The 13,192-nt window shown below is 31.9% G+C and carries 10 protein-coding genes and 1 other annotated feature; of the genes, 1 reads left to right on the forward strand and 9 read right to left on the reverse strand.

Going from position 1 to position 13,192, the window contains the following annotated elements; genetic code table 11:
- Position 1 precedes the first annotated feature (1 nt).
- The 6 genes from Q326_RS0105905 to Q326_RS0105930 all read right to left on the reverse strand — a co-directional run bounded on the left by Q326_RS0105905 (position 2) and on the right by Q326_RS0105930 (position 6,648).
- On the reverse strand, positions 2-997 hold the full coding sequence (locus Q326_RS0105905) for an ABC transporter ATP-binding protein (RefSeq protein ID WP_026894528.1): 996 nt from the start codon (positions 995-997) through the stop codon (positions 2-4).
- Positions 998-1,978 carry an ABC transporter ATP-binding protein gene (locus Q326_RS0105910; RefSeq protein ID WP_026894529.1) on the reverse strand — a complete coding sequence of 327 codons (981 nt, stop codon included), beginning with the start codon at positions 1,976-1,978 and terminating at the stop codon, positions 998-1,000.
- 13 nt (positions 1,979-1,991) lie between these two features.
- Positions 1,992-2,915 carry an ABC transporter permease gene (locus Q326_RS0105915; protein ID WP_026894530.1) on the reverse strand — a complete coding sequence of 308 codons (924 nt, stop codon included), beginning with the start codon at positions 2,913-2,915 and terminating at the stop codon, positions 1,992-1,994.
- A gap of 19 nt (positions 2,916-2,934) precedes the next feature.
- Entirely contained in the window at positions 2,935-3,900 is a 966-nt protein-coding gene (locus Q326_RS0105920; RefSeq protein ID WP_026894531.1) for an ABC transporter permease, read from the reverse strand.
- 96 nt (positions 3,901-3,996) lie between these two features.
- Entirely contained in the window at positions 3,997-5,664 is a 1,668-nt protein-coding gene (locus tag Q326_RS16845; RefSeq protein ID WP_084489554.1) for an ABC transporter substrate-binding protein, read from the reverse strand.
- Between the two features lie 126 nt (positions 5,665-5,790).
- Entirely contained in the window at positions 5,791-6,648 is an 858-nt protein-coding gene (locus tag Q326_RS0105930; protein WP_026894532.1) for a MurR/RpiR family transcriptional regulator, read from the reverse strand.
- A 246-nt stretch (positions 6,649-6,894) separates the two neighbouring features.
- Here Q326_RS0105930 and Q326_RS0105935 point away from each other — a divergent pair, with 246 nt between their 5' ends.
- Positions 6,895-7,902 (forward strand): asparaginase, encoded by a 1,008-nt coding sequence (locus Q326_RS0105935; RefSeq protein ID WP_026894533.1) that lies wholly within the window; start codon positions 6,895-6,897, stop codon positions 7,900-7,902.
- Between the two features lie 55 nt (positions 7,903-7,957).
- On the opposite strand, the gene asnS is transcribed toward Q326_RS0105935, so the two are convergent.
- The 3 genes from asnS to Q326_RS0105950 form a co-directional block, all read right to left on the reverse strand.
- Positions 7,958-9,349: an asparagine--tRNA ligase gene (gene asnS / locus Q326_RS0105940; RefSeq protein WP_026894534.1), complete on the reverse strand. Its 1,392-nt coding sequence runs from the start codon at positions 9,347-9,349 to the stop codon at positions 7,958-7,960.
- A gap of 44 nt (positions 9,350-9,393) precedes the next feature.
- Positions 9,394-9,628 (reverse strand) — a binding site (T-box leader).
- Positions 9,629-9,701: 73 nt separating this feature from the next.
- Positions 9,702-11,711 carry a complex I subunit 5 family protein gene (locus Q326_RS16850; protein ID WP_051531220.1) on the reverse strand — a complete coding sequence of 670 codons (2,010 nt, stop codon included), beginning with the start codon at positions 11,709-11,711 and terminating at the stop codon, positions 9,702-9,704.
- A 22-nt stretch (positions 11,712-11,733) separates the two neighbouring features.
- The gene (locus Q326_RS0105950; RefSeq protein WP_026894535.1) at positions 11,734-13,191 is read right to left on the reverse strand and encodes a proton-conducting transporter transmembrane domain-containing protein; all 1,458 of its coding nucleotides are present in this window, start codon (positions 13,189-13,191) and stop codon (positions 11,734-11,736) included.
- Between the last annotated feature and the right edge of the window lies 1 nt (position 13,192).

Raw genomic sequence — 13,192 nt, forward strand, 5'->3', positions numbered from 1 at the left:
TTTAATATTGATGACAAGATACATAGTGTCCTGTTTCTACTTCCTTTTCTATTGGCATTTCTTGTGAGCATATTGCCTTAGCAAATGGACACCTCTCATGAAAATAACAGCCCGATGGCAAATTTATTGCGCTGGGAATTTCCCCCTCTATATTTTTAGAATTCTTCAAATTCGTACCCGATAGCTTAGGTACAGCAGAAAACAACGCCTTAGTATATGGATGTAGAGGATTTTTGAATATATGTCCCTTACTGCCCTTTTCTACAATCTTCCCTAGATACATAACTCCAAGGTCATCACTTATATGCTTAACCACTGATAAATCATGGGCTATAAATAAATAGGAAAAATTATATTCCTCCTTTAAATCTATCATTAGATTTAATATCTGAGCTTGAATAGATACATCAAGGGCAGAAACAGGCTCATCTGCTATTATAAACTCTGGTTCCACAGCCAATGCCCGTGCTATACCAATCCTCTGTCTCTGTCCTCCACTAAATTGATGAGGATACCTTGTGGCCTGTTCAGCCCTTATACCCACCTTTTGTAATATCTCAAATGCCTTTTCTATGGCTTCATTTTTAGAACTTACAACTTTATGAAACAACATAGGCTCTATCAATATATCTAATACCTTCTGTCGTGGATTTAATGAAGCATATGGATCTTGAAATATCATTTGCATCTTCTTTCTATATTTGAGCATCTCATTTCCAGTAAGATCTGTTATATCTTCTCCATTAAAATTAATCTGTCCACCTTTAGGATCAATAAGCTTAATCACTGTTCTAGCAGTTGTAGATTTCCCACATCCCGACTCTCCAACTAAACTAAAAACTTTACCCTTGTCAATGGAAAAACTTATATTATTTACTGCATTTACTATTCTCTCTTCCTTGATAAATTTCCCATTTCTAAACTTAATCTTATCTAAAAAGCCTTTATTAAGATCAAATTTCTGTTCTAAATTTTTTACTTCAAGAATTTTCTCCACCTATTCTGCCTCCTTTCTCAATGGGAAGTGACATGCAACATAGTGTCCACGAGAAACTTCTACAAGTTCAGGTTCTTGTTCTTTACAAATATCCTGACAGTGCTTACATCTAGGAGAAAAATTACATCCTTTAGGAAGATTAAACATATTTGGTACAATGCCAGGTATTGCTTCCAGTCTATCCTTATCTTTATCAAGATCAGGAATTGAACCTATAAGTCCCTTTGTATATGGATGTACGTAATCTTCTACGATACTCTTTGTATCTCCAGTTTCAACAATCTTTCCACAATACATAACATTTATTCTATCCGCTACTTCAGACACAACAGCTAAATCATGGGTTATTAACATCAATGAACAGCCTTGCTCCTTTACAAGATTTGTCATCAATCTTAATATCTGTGCCTGTATCGTAACATCTAGAGCAGTAGTTGGCTCGTCTGCTATTATAAGTTTTGGATTTGCTGCAAGTGCTATTGCTATAACTACCCTCTGTCTCATACCACCACTAAATTGATGAGGATAGCTTTTCAATCTACTTTCAGGATTAGAAATGCCCACTGATTTTAAAAGTTCTACACATCTTTTCCGTCTTTGTTCCTTTGTCAACTTTTCATGAAGTATCAATACTTCTTCCATTTGCTCTCCTATTGTATATACTGGATTCAATGATGTCATAGGGTCTTGGAAAACCATAGAAATCTCTTTACCTCTAATATTGTTCATTTGATTTTCTGATTTTTCCATTAGATCTTGCCCATCAAATATTATTTCTCCCGTTTCTATCTTTCCCGGCTTATCTATCAGTTTTATTACAGAGAAACCTGTAATAGATTTGCCTCCTCCAGATTCTCCTACAACACCCAATATTTCTCCTTCATCTATATCAAAACTTATATCATCTACAGCCTTTACCGTTCCTTTAAAGGTATGGAAATATGTTCTTAGATTTTTGACTTCCAATAATTTCTTTTTCATTCTATCACCTCTTTTATTTCAGCTTAGGATTTAATTCATCTCTTAAAAAATCACCTAACAAATTTATGCCAAAAACAATAATCATAATATACAATCCTGGAAAAATAGATACCCACCATAATCCACTGTACAGTACATTAAAACCATTGTTACACAGCATACCTAAAGATGGTTTAGTGACAGGAACTCCCAACCCTAAAAAACTTAAAGTTGCCTCTGTAAGTATAAAGGAACCCACCTGAATAGTTGATAATACTATAATAGATGTGAACACGTTGGGTAGTACATGTTTAAATATAATCTTAAAATTATGAAGCCCTATAACCTTTGTAGCCTCAATGAACTCTTTCTTTTTTACCGAAAGTGTCTCTCCTCTTACTGTTCTGGCGTATCTTACCCATCCCACTAAGGACAGTGCTATTAATATATTAATTATTCCTCTACCAATTAGAGACATTAAAAATATTGCAATTAACATCGTGGGAAAAGAAAGCTGTATATCAGCTATACGCATAATTATTACATCCACTTTTCCTCCAAAATATCCTGACATAAGTCCCAATACTATGCCTATGACACTGGCTAAAAATGTTCCAGCTATACCTATAATTAAAGAAACTCTACTTCCATATACTATAGCACTAAAAATATCCCTTCCCTGTTGGTCAGTGCCCAAGAAAAATCTTGCCTCTCCTCCTTCATTCCATGCAGGAGGCTTATATGCATTATTTAAATCTATATTAGACATATCATAGGGGTTTTGCACTGTAAATAATGGACCCAGTATAGCAATTAAAAGTACAGAGACAACTATAATTGAACCAATAATTGCCGTAGGGGATTTTTTATAATTATAAAAAAATTCCGAATCTAAAAATAATCTCCATTTACTAGTTTTCTCCTGAACCTTATTAGAAGTCTGTATTTGAGTTTCCATATTATCACCTGCCTTTTAATTATTTCAAATCTATTCTAGGATCTATAAAAGTATAAAGAATATCTACAATGAAGTTTATAAATACAAACATAACCGCAACAAACAATACATATGCAGCCACTATTGGTCTATCAGCACTATTTATAGCATCAATAAGTAATTTTCCCATTCCTGGCCAAGCAAATATTGTCTCTGTTATAGTAGTAAATGCTATTAGGGAACCTAATTGTAAACCAAATATAGTAACTACAGGTATTAAGGTATTCTTTAATGCATGCCCAAATAAAACCTTCCTTTGTGAAACACCCTTTGCTCTAGCAAATTTCACATAATCCTGTCTAACATTTTCCTGCATTCCAGCACGAGTTAATCGAATGATTGTAGCTATATTGGCCAGTGCAAGGGTTATGGACGGCAATATCAAATGTTTCCATCCAGTTACTGTAGCAAGACTAGTTTTGATACCTAAAATTGTACCAGTGTCGCCTCGTCCCGATACAGGAAGGATTCCTAAAGTAAGGCTAAATAAAAAAATCATCACCATACCCACCCAAAATGAAGGTAGTGATATCCCAGCAATTGATAAAGTCATAATTGTTTTGCTAGATATTTTTTCAGGATATGCCCCAGATATTACTCCCAAAGGGATACCTATCAATGCTGACAATAACATAGCTATAATTACAAGCTCCAAAGTAGCTGGAAATCTTTCTATTATTAACCCCAATGCTGGTTGATGATATATATATGATTTCCCAAAATCTCCTTTCAGGGCATTCTTTACAAATACACCATATTGAACTGGAAGTGGTTTATCCAAGCCTAGGTATTCTATAGCCGCCTGAATTTCTGCCTCTGTAGCATTTTCTCTAACCATTAAATATACAGGATTCCCCATAACACTTGTAAACATAAATACCAATATAGATACTACAAATAGTACTAAAATAAGTTGAGATATCCTTGTCAATAGATATCTAAGCATATTATCACCCTCTCTATCTATAATGTATTTTGAATATTATGTATTTTCTTATTGAATTGAATAAGGAAAGGAAAAATCCTTTCCTTATTCAATTATTTATTTTACAAATTCTATATCCCAAGCATGTATATAGTTGTCTTTTCGTGGATGATACTTTACATCTTTACTATGGGCATATATATCCTGTTGAAAATGAAGAGGTATATATGATACATCATCAGCTGCAACTTTCCATACTTCCTGCATTATTTTATCTCTTTCAGCGGGATCAGCTGTTGCTATAGCTTGATCTACTAATTTATCTACTTCAGGGTTTTGATAGTAACCTCTATTAACTGCACCATAGCCATCCTTTACATAACCATTCTGTGCCATACTATAGACAAGATCTAATCCCATAAGAGCACTTTCTCCACCACTGTCTGCCCATCCTGTCATACATAAATGGGTATTATCTCCTTCTTTATTAGTTCCACTTATATATGTGAAAAATATAGTTCTTGACATTAAATTTAGGTTTACCTTTATGCCTACTTTTTCAAAATAACCTGCTACTGCTGTTGCGATCTCTGCATCATTTATATACCTATCATTAGACGCATCTAGGGTAACCTCAAATCTGTAACCATCGTCCTGTCTTGAATAACCTGCTTCATCAAGAAGCTTCTCTGCTAATTCTGGATCATAACTCAATCTTTCTATATCTGGGTTATAACCATTAAATCCTTCAGGTATATAAGTAGCAGCAGGTGTAGCATAATTATTCATTATTTTTTCAACAATTTCTTCTTCATTTATTGCACGATACATCGCTTCTCTTACTTTAATATCTTTAAATGGATTAGAACCATCTGGAGATTTTAAAGGCATTTCTGCATCCTTACTTGGAGTATCTGTCCAACCTGCTAAATTAAGATATATAACCCTCAAACTAGGCTGAGATACGATTTCTATATTATCCTTTGACTTAAGTATTTCTATGTCTCTAACCGGTACATCTGCTATGAAGTCAACAGAACCTGAAACCATGTTTGCTGTACGTGTCCCCTCATTCGTAATAGGTTTGAATGTTACTTTTTCTACATCAGGTAATTCTCCCCAAAAATCATCATTTCTTTCAAATACAATTTTGTCTCCCCTCACATGCTCAACAAATTCATATCTTCCAGTTCCATTGGGATTCAATGCAATCCATTCATCACTCTGCCCTTCACATGTCTCTTTATCCAAAATCATTAAATCCTTTAAATGGGCAAGAAGTAATGCATTGGAGTCTTTACATACAACTTTTAGAGTATAGTCGTTAATCTTTTCATAACTTTCTACTGTAGATAAACAGTATTTAAAGGCAGACATTTCTTCTTTTGACCTATCAAATGAATATATTACATCATCTGCTGTAAAGTCGTTACCATTATGAAATTTAACCCCTTTTCTCAAATTAAAAGTCCATGTTTTTGCATCGTCAGATATCTCCCAGGTCTCTGCAAGAGAAGGCTCAGGTTGTAGATTTGCATCAGGTGCCACAAGTGAATCATATAAATGATTATTTATGGCATTGGTTATTGTCTCATTTAATGGATATGGATCTAAGGAGTAAGCATCTCCAGCTAATCCTATAACTACCTCCTTTGGCACATCAGTATTATCACCTTCATCAGTGCCATCACTGTTATTCACAGTATCGGTATTTCCTCCACAACCTGCGAATAAAGAAACTATAAGTACAGTAATTAAAAAAAGCACAGTTGTTTTTTTAAACATCTACATTCCCCCTATTTTTTATTCTCTTATGCTATGATAATACGTTAATTTATTAAAGTATGTCTTTAAATTAACATATTATTAGCAAAGAAATTTATTTTTCTGGATAAATAGATATCTATCCAGTTATTGATTGTTTAAATTTTGTGATAATAATGATTGTATTTCTTCAAGGTTATCAAAATGTGACATCAATTTGTCCTTCATGTTGAAACTTAATATTACTATCAATATCTCTATTAGACAGATAGTAGATGAAATAAAGTTATGAAATACAAGAGAGTCGCTATGACTCTTTAAAGAATATTTAGAATTCTTAGACAATGGTGAGTTATCACTATCTGTTATAGATATATATGTGAAGTTATTTTTAAAAAGATATTGAGCAAGATTGATAATACTATGAGAGTACTTAGGAAAAGATATGAGAATAAAACAATCATCCGTTGTGGCTCTTGCAAAATCTATACTTGACTCCATTATATCTCCTACTTCCAGAGTTACGCTATCAATATTTATAAGCCGCAATCTACTATTTATATATTCTGCGATAACTTTAGATATACCTTGACCACATATGTATATACGCCTTGATTTACTAATTAAATACGATATTTCTTGAAATTTCTCTATACTATTATGGCTAAGTGCCCTCTCATAGTTTAGTTTATGAATTTGAATAATATTATTATATACATCTTTTAGATTATCCAGCTCTTGAAGTGAAGACTTTATCTCATTAGGAACATGAAGCTGTTTCTTTATTAGTTCCTGAAATGATTTTTTTAATTCAGTAAAGGAATCTATCTCAATACTCTTACAAAAATTCAATATAGTTACTTCTGAAACATCTATTTCTTGACTTATATCTTTTAAACTCATAAAACCTACTTTACCTCTATTTTTTATGAGGTATTCAGCAATAATCTTTTGTTTATTGCTCAACCGTTCCATATTGTTCAATATATTATCAACTATCGTCAAATACACCCCTCCTTTTTAAAAATAATACTATATTCAATCGGTATAGTCAATATATTTTTTTATAATTTTAAAGTAATTACTTTAATTTCTGAATTTTATTCACATTTCCATCTATTGGTATGCCTTTTATTTGTATTAAATACTATAAAATTATTATAATTATATATCTTTATTAATAATTTTTAAAGTGGAATATAAAATATTATGATATAATATAAAATATATTTAATGCGAGGGGGCTTACAAATGTCTATAATAGCAAAAACTTATAGAGGAAATATGGTAGACCTTACTCATATAGGACATATTGCAGTAGTTAACCATAAAGGAGAGCTGCTGTATTATTATGGAGATCCTAACAGGGTAACATTTGCCAGATCATCAGCTAAACCTATACAAGCTATACCAGTTTTAGAAAGTGGGGCAATTGAAAAATATGGAATTACAGATAAAGAAATAGCCATATTCTGTGCTTCTCATAGTGGTGAAGATTTCCACGTGAAAACCGTGGAAAGTATTTTAAAAAAAGCCGAACTAAATAAAGACTATCTTCAATGTGGTTCACACTACCCCATAGCCAACTATGCCTCAAAGGAATTAAAAAGCAAAGGACTAGAGCCTGAAAATATACATTGTAATTGCTCAGGCAAACACTCTGGCATGCTAATAACGGCTAAATACTATGGTGAAGATTTAGATTCTTATTATAAACAGGAACATCCTGTACAAAGAAGAATAATGAATACCTTATCGGAAGTCTGTGAATATGATGAAAATAAGATAATCACAGCAATTGATGGATGTGGAGTGCCAGTTCATGCCATGCCTTTATATAAATTTGCCCATGGTTTTGCTAAACTATCTAAACCTGAAGTATTTAATCCCATTAGAAAAAAAGTGGTATCGAAAATTATAACATCAATGACTAAATATCCTGAAATGGTAGGAGGAACTAACAGAATTTGTACTGATTTAATGAAAATTTGTGGTGACAGACTTTTCGCTAAATCTGGAGCTTCTGCTTATTATGCCATTGGATTAAAGGATAAAGGCATAGGAATAGCTTTTAAAATTGAAGATGGAAATTCTAAAATTATGCCAGCAATAGTATTGGAAACATTAAAACAATTAAAAATTATAACAGACAAGGAATTGAAACAATTAGAAAAGTATTATATATTAGATATTAAAAATCATAAGAAAGAAATAGTTGGTCAAACAAAAACAGAGTTTGATTTGATTAAAAATAACTAAAAGTCTTAAAATAATTCCTCTGTCCTTTTTATAAAAAAGACAGAGGAATTATAAATTAAAATTCTGCTGATTTTACTGTTCTTGGGAATGGTATTACGTCTCTTATATTTGACATCCCAGTAATATACATAATTATCCTTTCGAACCCTAATCCAAATCCTGCGTGTTTTGTTCCTCCATATTTCCTAAGCTCCATATACCACCAATAGTCTTCTTTGTCCAATTCCATTTCATCTATTCTACTTTCTAATACATCTAATCTTTCTTCCCTTTGACTTCCTCCTATAATCTCTCCTACTCCTGGTACTAATAAATCCATTGCTGCTACAGTCTTATTGTCATCATTTAATCTCATATAAAAGGCCTTTATTTCTTTAGGGTAGTCCGTTACAAACACAGGTTTTTTATATATTTTTTCTGTTATATACCTCTCATGTTCTGTTTGAAGATCACATCCCCATTCTACAGAGTATTTAAACTCCTCTTTTGATTCCTTCAACAACTCTATGGCCTTTGTATAACTTATTCTTTCAAAGTCAGAATTTACAATATTTTTAAGTCTATCTATTACTCCCTTAGCTATAAATTTATTGAAGAATTCCATCTCCTCTGGAGCATTTTCAAATACATAATTAATTATGTATTTGATCATATCCTCAGCCAATTCCATATTGTCTATTAAATCGGCGAAGGCTATCTCTGGCTCTATCATCCAAAATTCTGCCGCATGTCTTGCTGTATTAGAGTTTTCTGCTCTAAATGTAGGACCAAAGGTATATACATTTCTAAATGCCAATGCAAATATCTCTGCCTCTAATTGTCCACTAACTGTAAGATTCGTTTCTTTTCCAAAAAAATCCTTTGAATAATCTATTTTACCCTCTTCTGTTTTAGGTACATCTTTTAGATCTAAAGTAGTTACCTTAAACATTTCTCCTGCACCCTCTGCATCACTTCCTGTTATTATAGGGGTATGGGCATATACGAACCCTCTATCTTGAAAAAATTTATGTATAGCATATGCAACCAATGAACGCACCCTAAATACGGCAGAAAATGTATTGCTTCTAGGTCTAAGATGGGATATAGATCTTAAATACTCAAATGTATGTCTTTTCTTTTGCAATGGATAATCTGATGCTGATTCCCCTTCTACTACTATATTAGTTGCACGCATCTCAAAGGATTGTTTAGCTTGTGGAGTTTCTACTAATTTTCCCTGTACTATTACAGATGCACTTATATTTAACTTAGATATATCTTCAAAATTATCTAAATCCTGTTCAAATACCACTTGAATATTTTTGAAAAAACTACCATCATTTAATTCCATAAACCCAAATTTTTTAAGCACCCTAGATGTCCTAATCCATCCAGCTATTGTTATTTCTTTTTCTAGATATTTTTCTGGATTCCTAAAAATATCTTTAACCATTATAGTTTCCATTGTCTTTCCCTCCTTTTATACACAAAAAACTTCCGTCTCCTTATAAAAGGGACGAAAGTTATCATTCGCGGTGCCACCCTTATTGTCAAAATGACCACCTCTTTGGACAGTATCTGCCCCCAGTATTTAACGAACTGGCATCGTCTAATCCTACTTTCTAATAAGATTTCAGTTAGAAACTCAGAGATGTTCTTCAATATAAGGCTAGTATCGACCTTTCACCGTCGTCGACTCGCTCTAACATCACCTTAAATCTACTCTTCTCGTCATAGTCAATATGATTATATACTTTTCCTTTGATTATAATATATTGTACCCATTATGTCAAAATATACTTATTAAAAAATAAATTTTAAAATACCATTACAACTAATGCCACAATAAGCATTATAGCAAATATAAATATGGAATAAGTCAAACTATTGAGATTGCCCCTTACCCTTAACATTATATCTGAAATAGAACTAACTTCATGTTCTACATATCCATTTATTTCATCTGTTTTAGAGGCCAATACTACAGCCTTTGAATTCATCCTTTGTTTAAATTGTTCTCTATGTTTCCCAGTACCTATCTCCATTTCACTAATCTTCTTCATAAAATCTGTTATACGTTTCACCACTGTTATTACCGCTTTATCTATTATATGAAACACCAATGAACTGGATTCAAATGTTATCTTTATTAAAGGTTTATATATATTTTTTTCTAAAGATGGCCATTTTAGAGATGGATTGACATATATCTTTTCTCCATTGTCCATCGCCTTCCATAGATATCTTTTTATAAATCCTATATATATGACTACTCCTAACAATGTGGTTATTATAGTCCCCTTTATTATTTCAAAACTATAAAAATGAGGAGTTATATCATGGGATACATCAAATAGTGGTAAAACACCCTTGAGCATATTAAATATTTTATATGGCCGTATACCAATATATATAATAACTATACTCAGTATTACCATTGGTAGTATTGCCCTCTTTTTTATATATTTTTTATATTGCCCAGTATATTTTTCATTTTGCTCTATGAATAAAGATACAAATATCTTCAAAAGATAAGCAACAGTAAATGCACTACTTATAGTAAAAATTACATTTGCAAATGTAAGCCATGGATTATGATATATATGCATAGCCTCAATTAAAGCTTCATGAATCAAATTCTTACTTATGAATCCATTAAACCCAGGTATCCCTGTTATTGCAAACATGCCTACTATAAACAATAATCTAAGTCTTTTTTTATGTTTCCCAAATCCTCTGACTATATTTATACTTAAATCATGTAAAACCATATATACAATACCTGCAATCAAAAATAATAGTACCTTAAACAGTGCATGATTTATAATATGATATAAGGTTCCATATACTGCAAAAGCCTTGTGATCCCCCAATATTCCCACTAAACCTATTCCTACAAATATATATCCTATTTGACTCATACTACTATAAGCCAATATACGTTTTACATTCCTCTGAAACATTGCTAAAAATCCACCTACAAACATATTTATAAAGCCTAAAACAATTATTATAATAGAGAGTGTCATATCCGATTCCATCATTATATTTACTGTTATAATTATACCAAATACTCCTGCCTTTACTAATATACCTGATAATATTGCACTGGCTGGTGTAGGTGCTGCTGGATGAGCCTTGGGCAACCATATATGCAAAGGAAACATCGCTGCTTTAACCCCAAAACCAATTATAAAAAAGACACTTACTAGATATCTTATATTCCCCAAACCTTCCATAGCCTTAGGCAACTGAGTTATGTTCAATGTAGCAGTATAGTCATACAATATGAATAATCCCAATAACAACACCAATCCACAGGCTACAGCCATGCTTAAATAAGATCTTCCTGCTTCATGGGCATATTTGTCTTCATCATGGATCACTAATATATATGAAGTAAAGGACATAATCTCAAAGAAAGTAAATAGATTTAATAAATTCTCTGACAAAAAAATACCTATAGTACTTCCTAAAGTAAGCATAAAAAACGCATAATATCTATTTCTATTTTTATACCTTATTAAATACTGATTAGAGTATATGGATATTAAAAACCAGACAAATGATGTTATCCATACAAAGATATATCTAAATACATCTAATTTTAAATACAGTCCTATACCCATTATATCTGGTATAAATACATCTATACCTCCATGGGTTGCTTTATTAAAAAGCATTGATACAAATACTAGTTCTATACCTGTAGATATAATATTTAATACATCTCTATAGTTTTCATTCTTTTTTCCTATTATATATCCCAAAAAAGCTGAAATAAATGGTAATAATAATATTAGCAATAAACAATTTTGATAATCCAAAAGCCTCACCTCTTTTTTATATCTATATAAGGGCTCTAGCTATATCCTGTATATAGTGCAGTACAGCATTAGGGAATAGCCCCAAAATAATTACTATAAATGTAAGAGCTACTATAGGTCCTAACATCTTTATATTTGGATCTTTGTTTTCATATTGGATATCTGGATCTGAACCAGAGAAAAATGCCGTAACAACTATGGGCACTAAATAAGCTGCAGTTAAAAAGGCACTCAATAATAGTATTACTGGAAACATAACTCTATTGGCATTTAGTCCACCCAATGCTAGATACCATTTGCTAACAAAACCATTGGTAGGTGGTATCCCCACTAGAGAGATAGATGCTATAGAAAAACAAATCATAGTTATTGGCATTTCCCTTCCTATACCCTTTATTTCTTTTATACTTTTCTTTCCAGTCTTAAAATATATTGCCCCTGCACAGAAAAATAATGTTATCTTTATTACAGCATGATTTATAAGATGTAATAATCCCCCCACCAAACCATTTTCATTCAATAGTAATATACCTAGCAATATATATCCCAATTGACTTATTGTAGAATATGCCAATCTTTTTTTCAGATTATCTTGATGCAATGCTAGCAATGACCCCATAAGTATAGTTATTATAACCAATATCAAAATGTATATATCTCCATCTATCTTCTGTATTATATCTACTCCAAATATAAAATAAGTAACTCTAATAAGGGCGAATATTCCCGATTTAACCACTGCCACAGCATGTAATAAAGAGCTTACTGGAGTAGGTGCTACCATTGCGGCAGGTAACCAAGAATGAAAGGGTACCAATGCAGCCTTCACTCCAAACCCTAAAAATAATGATATAAACACAATAAGCAGAAGACTATATTCATTACTAGATATGTTATTAAGTATTCCCTGAGGTATAAAGCTTAAATCGTTGGCTATATAAAAAAGTAAAATCATGCCAAAGATAACCAATGTCGCTCCTCCGAAGGAATATATTAAATATTTTTTACCACTATCCAATGCCTCCTTAGAGCCTGCATGAATAACCATTGGAAATGTGGCCAATGTAAGAAACTCATAAAAAATATATAAAGTTATAAGATTGCCAGCAAAAGCTATACCTATGGTTATAGCTAATGTAATAGTGAAAAAAATAAAAAATTGCTTTTCCTTTCCCTCATGCTCCATATACTTTGAAGAATAAAATGTAGTAAATACCCAAAGTATCGATGCCAATGTTGAAAACATTATGCCCAATTTATCTATTTTAAAATATATATCCAAAAAGCTATTAAATTTAAAAATATGTATCTGAGTTTCTCCCTTTACATATAATACTGCTGTTAGCAATATTAGATTTATTATTACTGAAGATATTACGAATATATTCCTTGCATTTTCTCTTTTGGGACTTATTGTAACCATAAAAATCGCTGCCAACACTGGAAATAATACTGGAATCAATATTATATAATCAGTCATA

The organism is Clostridiisalibacter paucivorans DSM 22131, assembly GCF_000620125.1.
Lineage (GTDB): Bacteria > Bacillota > Clostridia > Tissierellales > Clostridiisalibacteraceae > Clostridiisalibacter > Clostridiisalibacter paucivorans.

Bases quoted from the DNA above. Each gene is read 5' to 3' on its own strand.
- Q326_RS0105910 (WP_026894529.1), bottom strand. From the start codon at position 1,978: ATGAAAAAGAAATTATTGGAAGTCAAAAATCTAAGAACATATTTCCAT.
- Q326_RS0105915 (WP_026894530.1), bottom strand. From the start codon at position 2,915: ATGGAAACTCAAATACAGACTTCTAATAAGGTTCAGGAGAAAACTAGT.
- Q326_RS0105920 (WP_026894531.1), bottom strand. From the start codon at position 3,900: ATGCTTAGATATCTATTGACAAGGATATCTCAACTTATTTTAGTACTA.
- Q326_RS16845 (WP_084489554.1), bottom strand. From the start codon at position 5,664: ATGTTTAAAAAAACAACTGTGCTTTTTTTAATTACTGTACTTATAGTT.
- Q326_RS0105935 (WP_026894533.1), top strand. From the start codon at position 6,895: ATGTCTATAATAGCAAAAACTTATAGAGGAAATATGGTAGACCTTACT.
- asnS (WP_026894534.1), bottom strand. From the start codon at position 9,349: ATGGAAACTATAATGGTTAAAGATATTTTTAGGAATCCAGAAAAATAT.
- Q326_RS0105950 (WP_026894535.1), bottom strand. From the start codon at position 13,191: ATGACTGATTATATAATATTGATTCCAGTATTATTTCCAGTGTTGGCA.